At 50.3% G+C, this 21,897-nt stretch carries 21 protein-coding genes; 7 read left to right on the top strand and 14 right to left on the bottom strand.

From position 1 onward, the window contains the following. Positions 1-6: 6 nt before the first annotated feature. The 6 genes from DSM465_RS0100595 to DSM465_RS0100570 form a co-directional block, all read right to left on the bottom strand. The gene (locus tag DSM465_RS0100595; RefSeq protein ID WP_327987644.1) at positions 7-936 is read right to left on the bottom strand and encodes an NAD(P)-dependent oxidoreductase; all 930 of its coding nucleotides are present in this window, start codon (positions 934-936) and stop codon (positions 7-9) included. A gap of 88 nt (positions 937-1,024) precedes the next feature. Further along, complete coding sequence (locus DSM465_RS0100590) at positions 1,025-1,810, bottom strand: SDR family oxidoreductase (protein ID WP_011887063.1); 786 nt, start codon at positions 1,808-1,810, stop codon at positions 1,025-1,027. 105 nt (positions 1,811-1,915) lie between these two features. Beyond that, a complete protein-coding gene (locus DSM465_RS18090; RefSeq protein ID WP_029760383.1) occupies positions 1,916-2,137 on the bottom strand; it encodes a hypothetical protein in 222 nt (73 codons plus the stop codon). Positions 2,138-2,255: 118 nt separating this feature from the next. Beyond that, positions 2,256-3,539 carry a 2-oxoglutarate dehydrogenase complex dihydrolipoyllysine-residue succinyltransferase gene (odhB, locus tag DSM465_RS0100580; protein ID WP_029760382.1) on the bottom strand — a complete coding sequence of 428 codons (1,284 nt, stop codon included), beginning with the start codon at positions 3,537-3,539 and terminating at the stop codon, positions 2,256-2,258. Positions 3,540-3,571: 32 nt separating this feature from the next. Further along, positions 3,572-6,424, bottom strand: coding sequence for a 2-oxoglutarate dehydrogenase E1 component (locus tag DSM465_RS0100575; RefSeq protein ID WP_029760381.1), 2,853 nt, complete (start codon positions 6,422-6,424; stop codon positions 3,572-3,574). Positions 6,425-6,785: 361 nt separating this feature from the next. Then, positions 6,786-8,762, bottom strand: coding sequence for a methyl-accepting chemotaxis protein (locus tag DSM465_RS0100570; protein ID WP_008878791.1), 1,977 nt, complete (start codon positions 8,760-8,762; stop codon positions 6,786-6,788). Between the two features lie 163 nt (positions 8,763-8,925). Between DSM465_RS0100570 and DSM465_RS0100565 the strand changes: the two genes are divergently transcribed. Both DSM465_RS0100565 and yyaC read left to right on the top strand, forming a co-directional pair. Then, positions 8,926-9,123: a YbxH family protein gene (locus tag DSM465_RS0100565; protein ID WP_008878792.1), complete on the top strand. Its 198-nt coding sequence runs from the start codon at positions 8,926-8,928 to the stop codon at positions 9,121-9,123. Positions 9,124-9,742: 619 nt separating this feature from the next. Continuing rightward, entirely contained in the window at positions 9,743-10,294 is a 552-nt protein-coding gene (yyaC, locus tag DSM465_RS0100555; protein WP_011887061.1) for a spore protease YyaC, read from the top strand. Positions 10,295-10,340: 46 nt separating this feature from the next. On the opposite strand, the gene ptsP is transcribed toward yyaC, so the two are convergent. The 4 genes from ptsP to glcT all read right to left on the bottom strand — a co-directional run bounded on the left by ptsP (position 10,341) and on the right by glcT (position 15,549). Continuing rightward, positions 10,341-12,062, bottom strand: coding sequence for a phosphoenolpyruvate--protein phosphotransferase (ptsP, locus tag DSM465_RS0100550; RefSeq protein WP_008878795.1), 1,722 nt, complete (start codon positions 12,060-12,062; stop codon positions 10,341-10,343). Further along, the gene (locus DSM465_RS0100545; protein WP_008878796.1) at positions 12,062-12,325 is read right to left on the bottom strand and encodes a phosphocarrier protein HPr; all 264 of its coding nucleotides are present in this window, start codon (positions 12,323-12,325) and stop codon (positions 12,062-12,064) included. The genes ptsP and DSM465_RS0100545 overlap by 1 nt, the downstream gene beginning before the upstream one ends. Before the next feature lie 111 nt (positions 12,326-12,436). Then, entirely contained in the window at positions 12,437-14,452 is a 2,016-nt protein-coding gene (ptsG, locus tag DSM465_RS0100540; protein WP_029760380.1) for a glucose-specific PTS transporter subunit IIBC, read from the bottom strand. A 239-nt stretch (positions 14,453-14,691) separates the two neighbouring features. After that, positions 14,692-15,549, bottom strand: a complete 858-nt coding sequence (gene glcT / locus DSM465_RS0100535; protein WP_008878798.1) for a glucose PTS transporter transcription antiterminator GlcT — start codon at positions 15,547-15,549, stop codon at positions 14,692-14,694. 158 nt (positions 15,550-15,707) lie between these two features. Here glcT and DSM465_RS0100530 point away from each other — a divergent pair, with 158 nt between their 5' ends. From DSM465_RS0100530 to DSM465_RS0100520, 3 genes are all read left to right on the top strand, one after another. Continuing rightward, positions 15,708-16,529 carry an alpha/beta fold hydrolase gene (locus DSM465_RS0100530; protein ID WP_008878799.1) on the top strand — a complete coding sequence of 274 codons (822 nt, stop codon included), beginning with the start codon at positions 15,708-15,710 and terminating at the stop codon, positions 16,527-16,529. After that, positions 16,499-16,627, top strand: a complete 129-nt coding sequence (locus tag DSM465_RS20035) for a hypothetical protein (RefSeq protein WP_008878800.1) — start codon at positions 16,499-16,501, stop codon at positions 16,625-16,627. Before DSM465_RS0100530 ends, DSM465_RS20035 begins: the two co-directional genes overlap by 31 nt. Positions 16,628-16,692: 65 nt before the next feature. After that, entirely contained in the window at positions 16,693-17,331 is a 639-nt protein-coding gene (locus DSM465_RS0100520) for a nitroreductase family protein (RefSeq protein ID WP_008878801.1), read from the top strand. Positions 17,332-17,388: 57 nt separating this feature from the next. Here DSM465_RS0100520 and DSM465_RS0100515 read toward each other — a convergent pair whose 3' ends face one another. From DSM465_RS0100515 to DSM465_RS0100500, 4 genes are all read right to left on the bottom strand, one after another. After that, positions 17,389-18,666, bottom strand: coding sequence for an ATP-binding protein (locus DSM465_RS0100515; protein ID WP_029760379.1), 1,278 nt, complete (start codon positions 18,664-18,666; stop codon positions 17,389-17,391). Between the two features lie 55 nt (positions 18,667-18,721). Then, on the bottom strand, positions 18,722-18,967 hold the full coding sequence (locus DSM465_RS0100510; RefSeq protein WP_008878803.1) for a YueH family protein: 246 nt from the start codon (positions 18,965-18,967) through the stop codon (positions 18,722-18,724). Between the two features lie 67 nt (positions 18,968-19,034). Next, the gene (locus DSM465_RS0100505; RefSeq protein WP_029760378.1) at positions 19,035-19,784 is read right to left on the bottom strand and encodes an SDR family NAD(P)-dependent oxidoreductase; all 750 of its coding nucleotides are present in this window, start codon (positions 19,782-19,784) and stop codon (positions 19,035-19,037) included. Between the two features lie 268 nt (positions 19,785-20,052). After that, complete coding sequence (locus DSM465_RS0100500; protein WP_029760377.1) at positions 20,053-20,697, bottom strand: hypothetical protein; 645 nt, start codon at positions 20,695-20,697, stop codon at positions 20,053-20,055. A gap of 170 nt (positions 20,698-20,867) precedes the next feature. On the opposite strand from DSM465_RS0100500, the gene DSM465_RS0100495 reads away from it, so the two are divergent. Both DSM465_RS0100495 and DSM465_RS0100490 read left to right on the top strand, forming a co-directional pair. Then, positions 20,868-21,062 (top strand): hypothetical protein, encoded by a 195-nt coding sequence (locus DSM465_RS0100495; protein ID WP_008878806.1) that lies wholly within the window; start codon positions 20,868-20,870, stop codon positions 21,060-21,062. Between the two features lie 193 nt (positions 21,063-21,255). After that, positions 21,256-21,843 (top strand): cell wall hydrolase, encoded by a 588-nt coding sequence (locus tag DSM465_RS0100490; RefSeq protein WP_029760376.1) that lies wholly within the window; start codon positions 21,256-21,258, stop codon positions 21,841-21,843. Positions 21,844-21,897 lie beyond the last annotated feature (54 nt).

Raw genomic sequence — 21,897 nt, 5'->3', positions numbered from 1 at the left:
CGCCCCTTACTTCTCAACATAGCGCTTGTACAGCGCCTGTGTGCCGCTGTTTTCCTCACCTGCTTGCGCCAGCTCTTCGTACATCGATTTGGCGAGCGCTAGTCCCGGAAGCGGCAAATTCATGCGTTCAGCTTCTTCAAGCGCAATTTTCATATCCTTAATGAAATGTTTAATGTAAAACCCGGGCGCAAAATCACCGGTGAGCATGCGCGGCGCCAAGTTACTTAATGACCAACTGCCTGCCGCTCCTTTGGCGATACTTTCAAGCACACGAAATGGGTCGAGCCCTGCCTTTTTCGCATACGCCATCGCTTCGCAAACACCGATCATATTGGTGGCAATGGCGATTTGGTTGCACATTTTCGTATGTTGGCCGGCCCCGGCTTTTCCTTGAAGGATGATGTTCGTGCCGAGATGCTCAAGAATCGGTTTGCACGCCAAAAACACCTCTTCATCGCCGCCGACCATGATCGTCAACGTTCCTTCACGGGCGCCGATATCACCACCAGATACAGGAGCATCCAACGCGTGAATGCCTTTTTGCTTTGCCGCTTCGTAAATGGCTTGCGCTAGCGTTGGTGTCGAAGTTGTCATATCGATGACATACGTTCCCGGCCGCGCCTGCTCCAAAATGCCTCCCTCACCGAAATACACTTGCTCGACATCGTGCGGGTAGCCAACCATTGTCATGACAACGTCCGCTTCCCGCGCCAAGTCGGCGACCGTTTCCTTCCATACCGCCCCTTCCTCAAGCAAGTCGAGCGCCTTTTCCTTCGTACGTGTATGGACAAGAAGCGGGTAGCCCGCTTTTAACAAATGACGCGCCATGCTTTTCCCCATGACACCAAGGCCGATAAATCCGATTGTTTTCATGCTGTCTCTCCCTTTCTGTTCGTTTTGCCAAAACATCTGGCGAACATAACCGTCTCCTGCCACTCAACGATTCTTAAGAACGGCAGAACGCTAGATTCAAAACAGTTTCTACATTTAAACAATCCTTGTCGTACCTTGAATCACAAGCCATCTAAATGGCCTTCACCATGCCGCCATCTACGATCAACGCTTGCCCGGTGACGTACGTGTTTGCATCTGACAGCAAAAAGACGACAACGTTGGCAAACTCCTCAGGGGTTCCGTAACGGCCGAGCGGAATGGCGCTTCTCATGCGCGCTTCCATTTCTTCTTTCGTAATGCCGAGCTTTTCAGCGTTCACCTTGTCTAAGAAAGCTACCCGTTCCGTAGCAATCCGTCCAGGTGCGACTGTGTTGATCAAAATATTATCAGGCGCGAACTCCGTTGCAAGCGTTTTCGTCAACCCGATGATCCCAGTACGGAACGTATTGGACAGGATGAGCCCCGGAATAGGCTCTTTGATGGACGACGAGGCGATATTGACAATTTTACCGCCTTTTTTCTTTAGATAAGGCAACGCTTCGCGAATCAACCGAATATAGCTCAGTAAATTGAGCTCGAACGCATATTGCCAGTCTTTGTCGCTGATTGTTTCGAACGTTCCCGCCGGAGGGCCGCCGGCGTTGTTAACAAGTAAATCGATCGTTCCAAACGTCTCCACCGTTTTGGCGACCAGTTGGCGGATGTCATCCGCTTTCGTCACATCGGTGCGCGTATAAGCAACGCGTCCCTTATGTAAACTGTTAAGCTCCTCGGCGACTTCCTGCAGCTTTTCCTCATTTCGGCTTGTAATCATCACGTTTGCTCCTTCCAGCACAAGCGCTCGGGCAATCGCTTTGCCAAGCCCTTGGCTCGATGCAGCGACAAGCGCCGTTTTTCCCGCCAATCCGAACTCCATTATATAATCCCCCCGGAAAAATAGTCATAACAAATAACAGTATTCGCGTTTGTTCGCCATTTTCCTTCTTGACTGATTCATGAAAAAAGCGATTCGCCTAGCGAATCACTTTTTCCCTTCCATTAACGCCCGAAATCGCTTCATTCCTTCTTCCACTTCAAGGTGGTCAACATGGAACGGACCAAGGTTGGCCTCCCGCAGAGGGTCTGCATCACTTCGCACCCCGATTGCCTTGGCACCATCGGCAGTCGCATCATTGATGATGCTTTCGCGGGCACCATCTTGGTGAAACTCGTGCGGGTGGTCGTTTCGTCCACGCTCTGGCATATGCTTCTCTCCTTTTTGACGGTAGTTTTCCGTAAAACAGGAAAGTTCATTCGGTACAACGTGCCATTTAGACGATAAAAAACGTGGAGCCTGCATGCTGCAGGCTCCTTTTTCCGCATTAACTTTCAAGCAATAAATCTTCTGGATTTTCGATCAAGTCTTTCACTGTTTTTAAGAACCCAACTGCTTCTTTGCCATCAATGATGCGGTGATCGTACGACAGAGCGACATACATCATCGGCCGGTTTTCAATCCGCTCCTCATCAATAGCTACCGGACGCAGTTTGATCGAATGCATCCCTAAAATACCAACTTGCGGCCCGTTCAAGAGCGGAGTCGAAAGAAGCGAGCCGAATACACCACCGTTGGTGATTGTAAACGTACCGCCTTGCAAATCGGCAAGCGACAGTTTGTTGCTGCGCGCTTTCGCCGCTAATTCAGCGATGTCTCGCTCAATTTCAGCGAAGTTTTTCCGGTCACAGTCACGCACAACTGGGACAACAAGCCCTTCATCGGTCGAAACAGCCACGCCGATGTCGTAATATTTTTTCAGCAAAATTTCATCGCCTTGAATTTCCGCGTTGACGTATGGATATTTTTTCAGCGCTGCCACCGTCGCTTTGACGAAAAACGACATAAAGCCAAGGCGGACGTCATGCTCTTCTAAAAACTTGTCTTTTTTCCGCTTGCGCAATTCCATAACGGCTGACATGTCGATTTCATTGAACGTCGTCAGCATCGCAGTCGATTGCGAAACTTCAAGCAATCGCTTGGCGATCGTTTGCCGGCGGCGCGACATTTTTTCACGGATGACCAGCTTGCCGCTTTCCGCTGACGGCGCAGAAGCCTGTGTTGGCGCAGAAACCGGCGCAGCCGTTGGAGCCGGTTGCGGCGCTGCTTGTGAACCAGCTGCTGGTTGAGCGGCAAATGAAGCCACGTCTTGCTTGCGGACGCGTCCAAGCGGATCAACGGTCGGCACTTGCGTCAAATCAATCCCTTTCTCGCGCGCCATTTTTCGAGCGGCCGGCGAAGCGACTGGACGTTGGCCCGGTGCTTGGGCGACAGCGACCGGTTGCGGTGCTTGTTGCTCGGCGCGGTCAGCCGGCACGGTTGGTGTTTCGTCAGTTGGCTGCGCAGCCTGCGGAGCAGCAGTCGGTGCCGAAGCCGCCCCCTCGCCGATAATGGCGATCGCTTGGCCGACAGCGACCGTGTCACCTTCGTTCGCCAACAATTGCTGCAAAACTCCCGACTCTTCGGCCATAATTTCGACGTTCACTTTATCTGTTTCTAACTCACAAACCGATTCACCTTTTTCCACATAGTCGCCCGGCTTTTTCAGCCATTGAGCGATCGTACCTTCGGTGATGGACTCTGCTAGTTCTGGGACTTTGATCTCAGCCACGTTGATGCCCTCCTCAAACATTCCGTTAGTCATCATTCATGTTTCGTTAATGCACAGCGGATAATGCGCTCCTGTTCTTTCCGATGGACGACCGGATCGCCCTCTGCCGGGCTCGCTCGCCGACGTCGCCCAATATAGCTGACATCGACGCCCTCTGGAGCGATGGCTCGCAGGCGCGGTTCCATATACATCCAAGCGCCCATGTTTTTCGGTTCCTCTTGTACCCAAACAAGCTCTTTTACATTCGGATAGCGGGCGATAATAGCTTGCACGGCTTCTTCTGGAAACGGATACAGCTCTTCGACACGGACGACGTGCAGCCAATCAAGCCCATCCATTTTGCCGATTTGTTCCGCTAAATCAATCATCAGTTTGCCAGTACCAAACACGATCCGCTCGACCTTGCTGGCGTCAACGCCCAATCCTGGCTGTTCGAGCACCGGTGAGAATGCACCTTGAACAAGCGCTTCAGCTTCGGATGATGCAAGCGGATGACGGAGCAAGCTTTTCGGTGTCATTAGGACGAGCGGGCGCACTTCTTCTTTTTTCAGCAACGCCGCTTGCCGGCGCAAAATATGGAAATACTGCGCCGCCGTCGATAAGTTGGCGACCGTCCAGTTGTTTTCTGCCGCCAACTGTAAAAACCGCTCGATACGGCCGCTGGAATGTTCCGGCCCTTGCCCTTCATAACCGTGCGGCAAGAGCATAACGAGCCCAGATTTTTGTCCCCATTTCGCCCGGCCGGACGAGATAAACTGGTCAAACATCACTTGCGCCATATTCGCAAAATCGCCGAACTGCGCTTCCCAAAGCACAAGTGTTTCCGGTGCGTACACGTTGTATCCGTATTCATAACCGAGCACGGCCGCTTCAGTCAATGGGCTGTTGTAAACGACAAACGAAGCTTTTGCACCGCTGATATGATGAAGCGGAACATACTCTTTTCCAGTTTTCACGTCGTGCAGCACTAAATGGCGTTGGGCAAACGTGCCGCGCTGCGAATCTTGGCCGGTGAGGCGGATCGGCACGCCGTCTTGCAAAATCGTGGCAAACGCCAACGTTTCCGCATGCGCCCAGTCGATTTTGCCGTTTTGCGCAAATACATTGCTGCGTCGTTTTAAGATGCGCTCAAGCTTGTTAAAGACATGGAAGTCAGCCGGGAACTCGAGTAGCTCCTCATTGATGCGGTGAAGCACGTCTTTTGCCACACCTGTTTTTACTTCCGGCAGCCGGTCGACGACCGGTTTCGGTGGATCCATAATGAAATCGAGTTCCTCTTCGTTTTTCGGCACCCGCTCATAGGCAATTTTCAACCGTTCGGCCACTTCCTGCTCCATTTCTTCGACTTCTCGCTCAGCGATGATGCCCTTATCAATCAATTTTTGCGCATACAGCTGCCGCACGGTCGGATGCTGGTGAATGATGCTATACATGAGCGGATTCGTCGCCATCGGCTCATCCATCTCGTTATGGCCGAAGCGGCGATAACCGATCAAGTCGATAACAAAATCTTTTTTAAATCGCTGGCGATATGCAAACGCCAAGCTTGCCGCTGCTAAACAAGCCTCCGGATCATCGGCGTTGACGTGCACAATCGGCACCTCAAACCCTTTCGCCATATCGGAAGCATACGTTGTCGAACGGGAATCGTAACTTTCCGTCGTAAAGCCGATCATGTTGTTGGCGATAATATGAATTGCCCCGCCGGTCGTATAGCCGCGCAACTGGCTTAAGTTGAGCGTCTCAGCCACAACACCTTGCCCCGGGAAGGCAGCATCGCCATGAATTAAAATGGCAAACGAGGCGTCTACCTTTTGCTCCGGCACGCCTGGCTTCGTCCGGTCTTCTTGTGCAGCGCGCGTGTAGCCGAGCACGACCGGATTCACAACTTCAAGATGGCTCGGGTTGTTGGCGAGCGTAATTCGCATCGTATGCGCGCTTTTATTGCGCAGACGGCGCGCCGCTCCCAAATGGTATTTCACGTCACCCGTCCAGCCGTAGGTGATGGCCACCGCCCCTTCGGACGGAATAAAGTTTTTGCTTTCTGCATGCTGAAACTCAGCGAAAATCATTTCATACGGCTTACCGAGCACATGGGCGAGCACGTTTAGCCGGCCGCGGTGCGCCATGCCGATGTTGACAGCATCAATCTCATGCTCAATCGCTTGACGGACAAGTTCATCGAGAAGCGGTACCATGGAGTCAAGACCCTCAATCGAAAACCGCTTTTGCCCGACATATGTCCGATGAATGAACTTTTCAAACCCCTCTACTTCCGTCAGGCGACGCAGCAAAGCGACCCGCTCTTTGTTCGCCAAGCTCGGATAGTACGCTCCAGACTCGATTTGCTGGATGAGCCAGTTCCTTTCCTCTAAATTATGTACTTGCGAGAATTCAAAGGCGATTTTATCTGTATAGATTTTACGCAAGTGCAAAATGGCATCCCAACCGTTTTTAACGTGCGCCGGCGCATGTGGACAAAGAAATGCGACCGGAATGCGCTTTAAATCTTCTTCTGTCAAATCATACTCATCTAGTTCGAGACGGCGCAACTTTTTCTCCTTTTTAACGATTGGGTTCGTATCGGCGGCCAGATGGCCATAATGGCGAATGCTGTCCGCCAGTTTGACGGCGGCGACAAGTTTGCTAAATACAGTTGGTGTCTCAGGCAGCCGGAACGTTTGATGCGTCTGCGTCGCTTCGGGATCCGCAGGAGAAACCGGTTCCTCGACGACCGGCGCTCCCCACTGTTCAAACAGTTGTTTTAGTTCCGGGTCGACGCTGTCTGGGTCATCGAGGTACTGCTCATACATTTCGATGACATAGCCGAGGTTCGGCCCGTAAAACTGGCTCCACGGTTGAGCGTAGTTCGTCTGTTTTGCCATCGTGAAAAAACCTCCAACTAATTTTCGTGTCCCTCGGGTCAAGCGGACAGCGGTTATCAAGACGCCGCGTCCCCATTGGCTACCATTATTCCCGAATGGACAACAAAATAACTATATAAACGTTTTCACTGTTTATTTTAGCACTATTATTCACTAAAATCGACGCAGAAACTTAAAAAAATTCCACTCATTATCATTATATGAATAGTATGAATAGAAAATATATTGTTAACAAATTGATGGGAACATGGCTATGACCTACAGGCAACGCCGCCTCCTGCTGCTTGAGAGGCGGTCCAACTAACAGCTACAGCCCGTCGGCACCAATGGAAAAGCGCAGCCGAACAAAGGCTGCGCTTTCTTACGAGAGCTTGAATTTTTCCACGAGCTGCTTCAATTGCTGGCTCATCTCGTTTAACGATCCTGCCGATTCGGTCACCGTCGCCAGCGCCTGCAACTGGTCATCGGCCGAAGCAGCCACTTCTTCTGCCGCTGCCGCTGACTGTTGGGCGATGGCGGCAATGTTTTGCATCGCGCCGACCACGTCATCTTTGCTTCTGTTCATCCGCTTTGCTTCTTCCATCACAGCAGCGAGCGCGTCTGTCAATTGTTCCATCATGCTAGTGATTTTTACGAACAAATCACCGGTCGTATGCACCGCTTCCCGCTGTTTGTTGTACGCCTGTTTGGAACGGCCGACGGCCTCGATCGCCAATGCCGCTTGCTGCTGAATGGCCGCAATGGTCGCATGGATCATTTCTGTCGCTTTTGCTGATTGTTCCGCCAGTTTGCGCACCTCGTCAGCGACAACGGCAAATCCTTTGCCATGCTCGCCGGCGCGCGCCGCCTCAATGCTGGCGTTTAACGCAAGCAAGTTCGTCTGTCCGGAAATGGCGGTAATTGTTTGGATAACCCCATCAATTTCATCCATTTTTTTCACTAGATCGTTAATGACGTTTTCTACTGCGGACAGCTCTTGTTTCGCTTCCTCCGATTTCAGCTGCAAGATATTTAAATGCTCCAACCCATCATAACTGGCCGTTTTCGTGTCATCCGACAATGATTCCATGCCAACTGTCGCACTTGTGACCGATTCAATTTGCTGTGACAACGCTGACGTCTGCTCATTGATCGTATCAAGGCTTCCAGCTTGATCGGTCGTCCCTTTCGCAATCTCACCGATCGCTTTCGCCACTTGTTCGCTCGTTGCCATCGTTTCTTCGGAGACGGCGCTTAAATGGTCAGCTGAAGCCGCTAATTCATTTACCGATCGGTTCACTTCACCGATCAGCACGCGCATATGCTCGATCATGTCGTTGAAATGGCGAGCGAGGCGACCAATCTCATCTTTTGCTGTCACACGCGCCTGCACCGTCAAATCACCAGACGCCGCCTTTTCGACCTGCTCTTGCAAGACGACAATCGGTTTCGTAATCGAACGCGCTAAAAAGTAAACAGCGACAAATGCTACAATCAGCGCGATCACTGTAATGACGAGCATGTTCATCCCAACTGAACGGCTCATCGCTGATAAGTCCGCTTTCTTATAAACAGCGCCGACTTTCCATCCAAGCTCTGGAATCGTTGTGAAATATATGACCCGTTGTTCGCCATCTTCCTCGTATTGCCACATTCCTTTTTCACGTTCAAGCATATAGCGAACAGTCGCGTTTTTCGCCATATTTTTCCCTTTATGCTCTGGATGGACGATCGCCATTCCTTTTGAATCAAACAACACCGGGTAGCCGTGATAACCGACATCGCTCGCGTTGACCATTCTCGTCACCGTATCGAGCGACATATCAATACCGATGACAGCAGAAACGCGGCCATTTTCACTCACTGCCTTAGCCAATGTCACGACATGTTTACCTGTAATGGCATCGACGTACGGCTCTGTCCACACGACTTGGTCCGGGCGTTCCATCGCTTCTTTATACCACGGGCGGCTTGTCGGATCGTATCCGTCCGGAAACTCCGCCGTCGGCGTAATGTACATTTTCTTCTGCTCCGTGCCGATATAGATGTACTGCACATTTTTATGAATGCGCAAAAACGTACGGAACTGCTTTTCAAGCTGCAACCATGCTTTTTCATCTTGAATCATTTGCATAGCTGACGGCGATTCACTAAACTGTACTAAGCTGTTCTCCTCGCTTTGAAAGCTCGTACGAATATCGCCGAGCAACCCGTCGAGTGCCGACTGTGCTCGTTGCTTGACATCAGCGTCAACGAGTTTCCTCATTTGCATCATGCCGACGAACTGCGTGGCCGCCAACGAAAGAATCAATAATAGCGCCATCAAAACAATTAACTTGCTGCGTAATGTTCGAAACACTCCCTACTTCTCCCCTCTGTCCCCTGGTTTCATCGAACTACATTTTATTGAACTACATTCCATTATAAAAGGACGATAGTCCTCCGTCCATAGGATTAGCTTCTTAATTCATACATAGCAAGAGGCGGCAGGCGGAACAATAAAAATAGGCAGGTGAACAGCGATGGGAGCAATCGAACATGAAGGCTATGTATTCGAAATTGAATATAGTGTCCTGTTGCAAAAAGGAGCGCTTCATGTTTACCGTGACGGTGAATTTATTGAGGAAATTGTGTTTCCATTTCACGGCGAAAAGCCGGATGAACAACAAATCGAAGCGTTGGTCAGCAAATACGTTGAACAACATGCCCACAGCCGCTAACAGCGGCTGTTTTCTTTTCTTGGCGTTTTTTCTAGCGTTCAGATTATGATGGGGCATAACGAAAGCAAGGAGGAGCGGTATATACAAGAACCGTTTTATCGGAGCGATGACCGGACCCATCCTCGACTTCGATCCTAGCCATACTAATGATTTATGGTAAGAAATGACCGACGGAGGTGATATTCACGACCATCATCCTAACGGCAATACGTTTTCTGTCATTGACATTGGGTTTCCCTACCGTACTGGAAGCTAAGCCCGCGTTAAGTGGCTCATGCAATCGATGGATGAAGTTGTCATTCGCCTTGGAGGCAGATGGATGCCTGATTACATCAACCATATAAACGAACTGCTCCTAGAAGAATGGAGGAACAAAGGAATCGTCAGTAAGCTGAAAAATTCAATCCATTACGTTTTTGCTTTGCTGCGGACGTACACCACTTGCAATGGTTTGCAATGATTTAGAAGATGAAAAACCCCCTCAATCATGCGATGTTCATGAAATAGAACACCCATTTAAGTAAAATTATAAAAAATTTACAATTATGAAAAGAAAGGAGTCACTGGCAGCGGCCGCGAATAAGAAAAGGAGAACATAGATAGAAAGGAATCGTCATCGATGAAACCGATTTTCTACAACGATCCGCTCGCTCCTTTACTTATTCGCAATGAGCTCTTTTCTCTGCTACCGGCGCATGTCCGCCATCTGACCGTTGTTTGCATCGGCAGCAACCGCATTAACGGGGACAGTTTAGGTCCGTTTGTTGGCACGCTGCTTGAAAATGCTTATCCGGATCATTTGACAGTGATCGGTACACTGCAGCAGCCAGTCGATGCGACGAACATCCGTCAGGTGCACCAACAGTTGCAAAACAAAGATGATTCCTACATATTGGCCATTGACAGCATTGTTGGCCCACGTCCGTTTGTACATACGATCGCCATTCTCCCCGGCGCGCTCGCTCCCGGAACGGCGCTTGGTAAATCGCTGCCGCGTATCGGCGACATCAGCATCATGGGGGTCATGATGGAGGACACGGCTGATGTGAGCGCACTTCCGTATACGAATTTACACATTGTTTATCAAATGGCGAAAGTCATCGCCATCGGCCTTTCCCTCACCATCAGGCAACGCTATGGCTACGAAACATCTGCCCCGTTGTTGGCATAAAGCAACACGAAAAAGCGCGGCAACACAAACGTTGCCACGCCTTCATTTAAGCAAGAGAAAATGTTTGTTTGACAAAGGCCACAACGTCCTCGGCTGTTCCGAGCGACAGAACCTTCTCTTTGATGCGAGTTGCCTCTTCTTTTGACAGCTGTTTCAGCTGAGCGCGCGCCGGTAAAATCGAGGTGGCGCTCATGCTGAACTCGTCAAGTCCGAGGGCAAGCAAAATCGGAATTGCAATCGGGTCGCCAGCCATTTCCCCGCACATACCGACCCATTTTCCTTCGCGGTGGGCAGCATCAATCACATGGCTGATAAGCCGCAAAATGGCCGGATTGTACGGTTGATACAAATACGAGACACGCTCATTCATTCGGTCGGCGGCCATCGTATATTGGATTAAGTCGTTCGTGCCAATGCTGAAGAAATCCACTTCTTTTGCAAACTGATCCGCCATAACGGCAGCAGCCGGAATCTCGACCATCATGCCGACTTCAATGTCATCGGCGACTGGCGTGCCTTGACGCAGGAGCGCCTCTTTTTCTTCGAGCAAAATCGCTTTCGCCTGACGGAATTCGTCGAGCGTGGCAATCATCGGAAACATGATTTTCAAATTGCCATGCACGCTCGCCCGCAGCAGGGCACGCAGCTGAGTGCGGAACATCTCCTGCATTTCCAAGCAAAGACGGATCGCACGGAACCCTAAAAACGGGTTCATTTCTTTCGGCAAGTTTAAATATGGTAGCTCTTTATCACCGCCGATGTCAAGCGTGCGGACGACGACCGGCTTGCCCTTCATTTGCTCAAGCACCGTTTTGTAGGCGACGAACTGCTCTTCCTCTGTCGGCAGTTCCGGGCGGCCCATATATAAAAACTCCGTCCGGTACAAACCGATGCCTTCCGCCCCGTTAGCAAGCACCCCTTTTACATCGTCCGGTGTGCCAATGTTGGCTGCCAGCTCGACATGTACACCGTCAGCCGTCACTGTCGGCTCATGAACGAGTTTTGCCCATTCCGCTTTTTGCGCTTCATAGCGGGCTTGCTTTTCTTCATAATGAGCGAGCAGCTCCGGCGACGGATTGACAACGACTTGTCCATCAAGCCCGTCGATGACGACAATGTCGCCGTTTTTCACTTCCGCTGTTACCGTCTTCGTGCCGACGACAGCCGGAATTTCGAGCGAGCGGGCCATAATGGCCGAGTGCGATGTCCGTCCACCGATGTCGGTCGCAAATCCTTTGACATACTGTCGATTCAGCTGCGCCGTATCGGATGGTGTCAAATCTTCAGCAATGATGACGACCTCTTCGGAAATCAGGCTTGGGTTGGAGATGGCAACGCCGAGCAAATGGGCGAGAACTCGCTTCGTTACATCGCGGATGTCAGCAGCTCTCTCTTTCATATATTCATTGTCCATGCCTTCAAACATGGAAATGAAAAACGATGCGGTCTCGTCAAGCGCATACTCGGCATTCACTTGTTCCGTTTTAATTTTTTCTTTAATCGGGTTTAATAGTTCCGGATCATCAAGCACAAGCAAATGGGCAGCAAAAATGGCGGCTTTGTCTTCACCGAGTTTCTCTAAGGCGTGCTGTTTAATCATCTCAAGCTCTTCTTTCGCCTTGGCGACCGCCGCCTCGAGCCGCGCCACTTCCGCCTCAGCGTCAGTGATCGGCCGTTTTTCAGCCGCCAAATGAGGGGTTTCTAAGCGGTATGCCTTGGCAATGGCGATACCGCTCGATGCAGCAATTCCATGGATGGTTTTTTCCATTACTGAGCAAGGCCTTCTTTCGCCAACGTATCCGTTAACGCTGCCATCGCCTCTGCTGCATCGGCCCCTTCTGCCGTAATTTTAATCGTTGCCCCTTTCGGAATGCCTAACGACATAACGCCCATGATCGATTTCAAGTTGACCGTTTTTCCGTTGTACTCCAGTTGAATTTCGCTGTTAAATTTGCTGGCTGTTTGCACTAAAATGGTCGCCGGGCGGGCATGGATGCCAGAGTCTGAAGTGACTTTAAACGTTTTTTCCATCGTTCATCAATCCCCTTCTTCACTATTTTTTTCTTTGTCATCATATCAAATACACGGGCGGGGAGGCAACGGAAAATGCTTGTCCCCCCGCACCAACGATTAACAAGCGGTTTAGCCGATTTCAACGACGCCGTCTTCACCTTGGGAGACTGCGCCTTGCTTTTTGATGTGCACCGCCTGACCAGCTTGCAAGTTCGTGAAAATCACCGGTGTAACGATGGATGGTGCGTTATTTTTCACATAATCGAGATCAACACGCAAAATCGGCTGTCCTTTTTTCACTTCATCGCCTTCTTTGACGAGCGCTTCAAATCCTTCACCATTCAGTTTCACCGTATCGATGCCGAAGTGAATTAAAATTTCATGTCCTCCAGCCGACTTGATGCCAATGGCGTGCTTCGTCGGAAACACGTTGATGATGTTCCCATCGACAGGGGAGACGACTGTGCCATCCGTTGGCATGACGGCGAAACCATCGCCCATCATTTTTTGCGAAAATACTTGGTCAGGTACATCAGCAAGCGGGACGATTTCCCCAGCGAGCGGCGAAGCGATCGCTTCCGCCTGAGTCGTAGCTGGCGTCTCTTCCTTCGGCTCTTCTTTCACTTTTGTCGGCACTTTTCCTTGCATAATATCATGAATTTGTCCTTTTAAGATATCCGATTTCGGGCCGAAGATCGCTTGCACGTTGTTGCCGACTTCGAGCACACCAGCAGCGCCGAGCTCTTTCAGCCGGTCTTTATTGACTTGGCCGATGTCACGGACCGATACGCGTAAGCGCGTAATACATGCATCCAAATGTTCGATGTTTTCCTTTCCGCCAAGAGCGGCAAGCACTTCATACGGCAAATCACCAGTGGCCGCTTCAGCTTTTGGCGTTTCATCGCCCGTTTTTTCACGTCCTGGCGTCGCCAAGTTCCATTTGCGAATGGCAAAACGGAACCCGAAGTAATAAATGACTGCAAACGCTAATCCAATCGGAATGACGAGCCACCACGCCGTCCGATTCGGCAGAACACCGAACAGCAGGAAGTCGATGACCCCGCCAGAGAACGTCATCCCGATTTTGATGTTCAACAAGTGCATGATCATAAACGATAGCCCGGCAAAAACGCAATGGATGGCAAACAGCGCCGGAGCGACGAACAAAAACGAAAACTCGATCGGTTCAGTAATCCCAGTTAAAAACGATGTCAGCGCTGCTGAGCCCATGATACCAGCGACGATTTTTTTGTTTTCCGGGCGCGCTTCATGATAAATAGCGAGGGCTGCAGCCGGAAGGCCAAACATCATGAATGGAAACTTCCCGGTCATAAACGTGCCAGCCGTCAGCTCCACTCCGTCTTTCAGCTGCTCGAAAAAGATTTTTTGGTCGCCGCGTATAATTTGACCAGCCTTATTTACATATTCGCCAAACTCAAACCAAAACGGCGAATAAAAAATATGGTGGAGTCCAAACGGGATCAACGCACGTTCGATAACACCGAAAATAAATGCGGCAACCGTTTTGTTTGCATCAATCATATTGTGCGAGAACGCATTTAATCCGTGCTGAATCGGCGGCCAGATAAACGTCATGATAATGCCAAGCACGACGGCAGAAGCCGCTGTCACAATCGGCACGAATCGTTTGCCGGCGAAAAAGCCGAGATATTGCGGCAGTTCGATGTTAAAGTATTTATTGTACATATAAGCGGCCAAAATCCCGACGATAATCCCGCCGAAGACGCCCGTTTGCAGCGTCGGAATGCCGAGAATGTTGGCAAATGATGGGTCGTTACCAACCATATCGGCGTTCACATTTAAAACAACGCTCATTGTGACGTTCATAATTAAGTAGCCGATGATCGCCGCTAATCCGGCGACCCCTTCCCCGCCGGCGAGACCGATCGCTACACCGACGGCAAACAAGAGCGACAAGTTAGAGAAAACAATGCCGCCCGCCTGTTCCATAACGTTTGAGATTAACACAACCCAGTCGGCTTTTAACGCCGGAATTTTGTCGGTGAGCGCTGGGTTTTTCAAAGCGTTACCGATGGCTAACAAAATCCCTGCTGCCGGCAGGATCGCCACCGGGAGCATAAGCGCTTTCCCGACCCTTTGCAGCGTGCCAAACGCTTGTTTCATCCTTACGACCTCCTTCAACTTCCTTTTCTTAAGTTTTGCAGCAAACGGCAGATTCATGTACTGAAAAATAGACGGGCGATCATTTTTCGGACAACCAGTGGCAATAAAAAAGGCATGAATAAAGAGAGACAAAAAGAACGCTTACAACAACCTGAATACAAAATTCCGGTCGTTGCCGTCCTGTTTCGCTCTCTTTACTCATGCCTGATCGAATCAGTAACACGTAAAGCGAGACAATGTTATATTGTTGTGCCACTCTTTTTTTCCGCCAGCCGCTGCAAATGCAGCGTCAAATAGACTGCCTCGGCGTCGTCAGCCGGCAGTTGAAGCGTTTGCTGCATGACTTTAACTAACTTCCATGCTAGATTATAGCATAGCGGGTAAGCCTCTTTCAAGATTTTCGACAAATTTTTTGGTTCTTCGACTTTTTCTCCTTTTTTCAGCCGATCGATCGCGTAGCGCAAATGGCGAACGAAACGCAAATAGTGGATACTCTCACGATCGATGTCGACGCCAAGCTGCTGTTCGACAATCTCGACAAGCTTAGCGATGAGCTGGGAATATTGATTAGCTTCTGCCAAGCTTTGTTTTGAAATAGCGCTATGAATATGGAGGGTGATGAAGCCCACTTCTCCTTCCGGCAGTGCGACCCCGAGCTTATCCCCAATCAGCTCGGCGACTTCAGCCGCGATTTCGTACTCAAGCGGATACAAACTTTTCGTCTCGACCAAAAACGGATTTTTGACGTCTAATCCTTGTTCAAGTCGCTTTAGTGTAAACGCGATATGATCGGTCAGTGCAACGTGAATGTGCTCGTTTAATGGCACGCCGACACGCTGCTTAATATGTTGAATCACCTCATTCATGAGGGCGATAAACTCTTCGCTCAGTTCAGGGAGCAGTTTTTTGTATTGCTCTTGTTCACGTTCATTTTTGAGAACAAAGCATTTTTCTACAGTGCTCTCAGCAATTTCGTCCCCCTTTTTTTTGCCGAAGCCGATCCCTTTACCAAGCAAGACGACTTCGCCATACGCTGGATGGGAAGCGATTAACACATTGTTATTGAGCGCTTTTTCTACACGAAACGACTGTTCCATCAAGCTCCCTCCTTTCCGCGGCAATGGCCCGTTATTCATTACGCGACTAATTATAAACCGGAAACACCCCGCCGCTCAACGAAAAAAAGATGGCGTTTTTTTGGATGGGACGACGCCCTTCTTTCCATACTATAGAGTGCCAAGAGAGGGGGATTGATATGCCATACGTTTCCATTAATGAGCGCGTCCGCCTTTATTATGAGGAAAAAGGGGAAGGACCGCCGCTTTTATTTATCCACCCTCCGGGGCTGGGACACGTCATTTTTCGCCAACAGGAGCCGCTTGCCCGCCATTTTCGCCTTATTTTGTGCGATATGCGCGGGAATGGGAGAAGCAGCCCATCAGACGTGCCGATTACCGTCCCGCTGCTTGCAGACGACGTCTCCGTATTGCTCCGCTTCCTTGGCATCGAGCGTGCCATCATTTGCGGCTATTCGAATGGCGGATCAATCGCACTTGATTTCGCGCTTCGCTATCCACAGTACGTCGAACAGGTCATTTTAATCGGTGGGTTTCCTGAAGTGTGCACTCCACTTTTGTACGGCGAGTTTTTGCTTGGCATTTCAGCCGCCAAACTAGGTGCCTTATCTTTAATCTCCTCGGTACTCGCCATCGGACATGCAACAAGCCGACACGAACGGAAGCTGCTCAAGCAGTACGTTCGGCGGGCTAACAAACGGGATTTAGACACCGCATACCGTGCCGGACTTGTCTACTGTTGCACGAAGCAGCTGTCTTCCCTTCAAGCCCCCTTGTTGCTTATTTATGGCGCACGCGACTATTACATCCATCCCTATATCGCCATGTTCCGCCGTTATGTACCGCATGCTGACGTCGTGTTCATCGATCGGGCCCGCCATCAAATCCCGACCAAACATAGCTGTGAATTAAACAACATCTTACGGGTGTACAGTCGGCGGAAATCACTTGAACGAAAGGAGGAACATGCATGTCCAAAAAAGGAAGACAAAATAAAGTAAGCCAAGAAGTAGCCAATCCGACTGTCTCGAAGGCGGAAGCAGAAATGGCAAAAGACAGCATCGATACGGCGAAGCAAGCAAAGAAAAACCGCTCGTAACGACAGTGAGATGACCGAAAAACAGCGGGACACCCTTGCATACCTCACAAAAAGGGGGAATGATCATGACAGTTGGTATGACGCCAATCATGAAAGACTTGTTTGCTGTCATTGAGGAACGAAAATCCGTCCGTCAATATGACGCCAACGCGACGATCAGCAAAGATGAGCTGCGTGCCATTCTCACGGCTGCCGCGAAAGCACCGTCTGCTTGGAATTTGCAGCCATGGCACTTTCTCGTCATCCACGGCAAAGAGGCACAACGACGGTTGCAACCGATCGCTTATGGCCAACAACAAATCGTTGATGCCTCTGCTGTGATCGTTGTGCTTGGTGATTTGGAGGCGAACCAGAATACAGATGCCGTTTATGACCCACTCGTTCGCGAAGGGACGATGACCGAAGAGGTAAAGCAGCAGCTCGCTAAGCAAATTGAGACAGCGTATGCCAACGAGCAATACGCCCGTGACGCTGCGTTTCAAAACACCGCCTTCGCCGCAATGCAGCTCATGCTGGCGGCAACGGCGAAAGGCTGGGCGACATGTCCGATCGGCGGATTTAACCCCGAACGGCTCAAAGAGGAGTTTCACATTTCAAACCGCTATGTGCCGACGTTGCTTATCACGATCGGCAAGGCGGCTGCCCCTGCCCACCATTCAATCCGGTTGCCCATCGAGACCTTGTCGACGTGGGTGGAGCAATAGCAAAGCAGGCGTTCCCACACCATTTGGGAACGCCTGTTTCTAGGATGTCATCTTCTGCTAGTCATTCGCGTCTACAAACGCACACCCGGACGGAAACGTCAAGTGGACGACCGTTCCTTTTCCAACTTCACTTTCAATCTGCATTGTCCCTTTATGTTCTTGGACAATTTTCATGCTTGTTGTCAGTCCAAGCCCCATTCCTTTTTCTTTCAAAGTAAAAAATGGCTCACCGATTTTTTGCAACCGCTCTTTCGAAATGCCGATGCCAGTGTCAGCAATGTCCAAACGGATCAGACTTTCAGCTTCAGAAACATGGACATGCAAGTTTCCTCCATTCGGCATTGCTTCAATAGCGTTTTTCATAACGTTTAAAAGCACTTGAACAATTTGGTTTTGGTCGCCATACACGCAAGCTTTTGGCGCGTTGTTACGAACGGAAATGGAAACGTTATTTAATGTCGCCTCATGACCGATGAGGTTAATAACATAGGAAATGGCCTCTTCCAACAAAAACGGCCGGTAATCAGGACTTTGCGGCTTAGCCAGCACAAGCAGCTCGCTGACGATTTGGTTGACGCGGCCAAGCTCACTCAGCATAATGCGCACGTGGTCATCATTCACTTCACGCGTTTCTTGCATCACTTGCATAAAGCCTTTTAGTGAGGTAAGCGGATTGCGAATTTCATGAGCAATGCCAGCTGCTAGCTCTCCGAGCACCGACAGCTTCTCTTTTTTCAGCAGCAACTCCTCGGTGCGCTTTTGTTGGGTAATGTCTCGCCCGATCGTTAACAATCCTTTTCGCGCACCGTTTTCTTCAAACAGCGGCACTTTAATGACATCAAATGTCTTCAGTTCCCCATCCGGCGTCTCGAGCGACTCCTCGCGGCGCGTCAACGTCCCGATTTCCCACGCCTCGCGATCCGATTCGATACACTGCTCAAACGCATCTTTGAAAAAGGGTACGAGTTCGCCAAGCTCGCGATCCGTTTTTCCGACATAATCAATATGCTCGAGATGGTAAAGCCGCCGACCGAAATCATTGACGCGCAGCCACCGCCCTTCGCTGTCTTTAAAACAAACAAAGTCGGGCATCGAGTTAATGAGCTTCAACAACTGCTGTTCATTTTCTTCCACTTTCACAAGCTGTTCGTGTTTTTTTAGCAGCTGATATAAGAACACGACCGACAGAAAAATAAAGACCGTCCCTTTGGCGGCGCTAAGCGCAACGTACACGCCGCGGCTGACCGTCAGCACATTGAGCAGGGCGTCGGTGACAGTTAGCCATAAAACACTACCTGTAACGTAAATTGCCATGACTTTTGATTTGTTTAACACTTTGTCATCGAACCCCTAACATACAAAGTCAGTGGCGGCCGCGCCATCCGCTGGTCTACATCTCTCGCGCCCATCCGAGCAACCGGTCGGCCAACATGACGGCGCGTTCATGGCCGAGCTGTTTTTGTAGCGATATCTCAAGCCGCTGTGCCACTGCCTCCGCTTCCTCCTCATAGGAGAACGAAAATGACCACTCGAGCGCCGGAATGGCTAGAACGATATATTCCTCTTTTCGGTTTTCATAAATATATACATGAGCCGGAGCTTGTCCGTCAACTAGCGGCGTTTTACGGATTTTCATCGTTCCATCCCCACCTTTTTGCTAATAAGCCGTCTCCATTTTATTTATTTTAGCAAACGCCCAACGCCTACTCAATATAAATCATTTTCCTCGTCATCCCTCCATCGATGACGAGGTTTACTCCGGTAATAAAATCGTTTTCTTCATCACATAAATAAAGGCAGGCGCGAGCGATATCGTCTGGCTTGCCGACGCGGCCGGCCGGGTGTTGTCGATGGTCAACATCCCGCAATTTCGCGTAATCGCCCGTTTCAATCCAGCCAGGGCTGATGCAGTTGACACGAATGCGATCGTCGGAAAGCGACACGGCCAACGCATGGGTGAGAGCGATGAGGCCGCCTTTGGATGCCGCGTACGCCTCCGAATTCGGCTCGGACATAAGTGCTCTTGTCGAGGCGATGTTGACGATCGCCCCACCTTTAGGATTGCGTCGCATATATTTTGCCGCTTCACGGGAAGCCAAAAAGGCGCTGCGCAAATTCGTTGCCAGCACGTCATCCCACTCATCCACGGTCAACTCGTACGGCGATTTCCAACGCGAGACGCCCGCATTGTTGATTAAATTATCGATGCGGCCAAAGCGGCGGGCAGCTTCCTCTATCAATCGCTTAATGTCAGCCTCATTCCGCACGTCTGCCTCCACAAATACAGCATTCCGTCCGTCGGCTCGCAGCCGCTCAACGATCGCTTCCCCATTTTTCGCATCAACGTCCGCAATCACAACATTCGCTCCCTGTTTTGCGAACATCTCCGCAATCGCCTTGCCGATTCCGTTCGCTCCGCCGGTGACAATTACCGTTTTCCGTTCTCTGACCATTTTGTCCATTCCCCTTTCTCTCCTCTTTAGCATGTTCTAATATTCTTTCTTCGTTTCACACGAAAATGGCCTCTTTATTATACCACCAACAGTAACGGAAATATATGGATGCCATATAAGAGCGTTGGGGGATTCGAACCGTTGATGCAAAGTTTGTAACGAAAGCAAAGCAATGGGAGACTTTTTTCTAGCGGTGGCACCCGACAATCTAGGTGGAAAAGCGATTTTCCATAAAAAAAGACCGCGGTCAAGCGGTCTTTTTAGCGGCTTACCGATATGGGCCGTACGGCATTGGGAAACCGGGCATATACGGAGCCATCCCTGGCTGCGGTGTGCCACAATAGCCGCCATGTGGCACGACCGGGGCGTACGGCATCGATGCGACTGGTGGATGGCACATTGGTACACACGGAGCGTGACCTGGCATCATGCTAGGCAAAACACCCGGTGTCATGCTTGGCATCACATTCGGAACGGCTTCAGATGTCATACCGGCGACATTCGGTTCCGCCCCCATATACGGAGCAACCATATCGTACGGAGCAGCAGCGCCACCAAGTGACAGCGGCGGGACATTTTCGTTCTCACCCATCGGCGAGACGGAAGCCGGAGCTACATTGGGCATCGTTCCTAAGTGAAGCGGCGGCGCCGGAGGCATCATATCAGGGCTGTCAAACTCATCCTTGTGATCAAGGTGGGCCGGGCTGACAAGTGGTGCCGGCAGCGTCATCGGCGGACACCAATACCCGTGCGGCACGACCGGTGGATAATATGCCATCGGCATCACCCCTGTTGGCATCGCTCCAGTTGGCATTGGCGCCATCGGCGGCATATTATTGTCGATCCGTTCAGCCTCATCGCCATGACTGGAGTCGTTCAGAAACGGATCATTATACGAATCCCATTGACTCATTGTCCTCTCCCTTTCTTGCTCAGATTATCGGGGCGCGTACCCATCCATATTGTATGTCGGAACAAGTAAAGGGTGTTTGCCCGGCAAAAATATAGGTATTTATCCCACAAGATGATTTGCGCTATGATGAATATGGACAACAAGATTCAGTGAATGCTTGGGGGGATGTGATGGACAAAGCACTAGCAGCCAAACAAATCGCCGAGTTGCGCAACGGTGTCATTGCTGAGCTGTTAGTAAAGAAAGAGGACTTCCTTACGTTTCGAGCTGTGCTCATCGAACAGCCTGATTTTAAACATTTTCGCGGTATCGCCCAGCGCGGCGGCCACGTTCTCTACCATTACATGGACACCCCGCGCAGCTGACTTGTTTGTTTTCATTGATCAACATCCGGCTTTCTGTTCCTGAAGGCCGGATCTTTCTTTTGGCGAAGAATTTTCCACTCTTTCTATGAAACTAGTTGTATCAATGTTTCACGCTTTTTTCCATCATTTAGATAATGAACAACAGCGCCATCCTTGTTACTCTAGTACCGAGTTTACGAGAGGAGGGATGAGGATGAAAAGAGGAAAGGCATGGGTGCTCGCGATATTGTGTGGAACGTTTTTCTTTGCCGGCCACGCCGATGCCGCAACGGTCCATACGGTCAAACGCGGCGATACGCTTTGGAACATTGCGAAACAATATGGTGTGCCACTGAAACAATTGAAACAAACAAATCGCAAAGGCGATTTACTATATCCTGGCGAAAAACTTGTTATCCCGAATACTACTAGCATTACAGCGGCGGAAAAAGATTTGCTTGCCCGTCTCGTTCATGCCGAAGCGAAGGGAGAACCATATGCTGGGAAGGTGGCTGTGGCGACGGTCGTGCTCAACCGCGTCGATCATCCTGATTTTCCAAATTCGATTCGCGAAGTCATTTATGAGCGCTCTGGCGGCCATTATGCCTTCACGCCCGTGGCAAACGGAACGATCAACAAACCAGCTGACCACGAGGCGTATCGCGCCGTTGAAGAAGCACTTGCTTTTCGCGGTTTAGGAAACGGCTCGCTCTATTTCTATAATCCGAAAACGGCGAAAAGCAACTGGCTGCGCTCCCGCCCGGTGACTGTTGTCATCGGCAACCATGTGTTCGCTAAGTAAACAAAAACAAGGGGTGACTTCGCCCCTTGTTTTTTTAAAAATATTAAATTTTAG

Source organism: Geobacillus thermodenitrificans subsp. thermodenitrificans DSM 465, assembly GCF_000496575.1.
Taxonomy (GTDB): Bacteria; Bacillota; Bacilli; order Bacillales; family Anoxybacillaceae; genus Geobacillus; species Geobacillus thermodenitrificans.
Note: the sequence above shows the minus strand (reverse complement) of the source record. Positions and strands in the feature narration are given on the sequence as shown.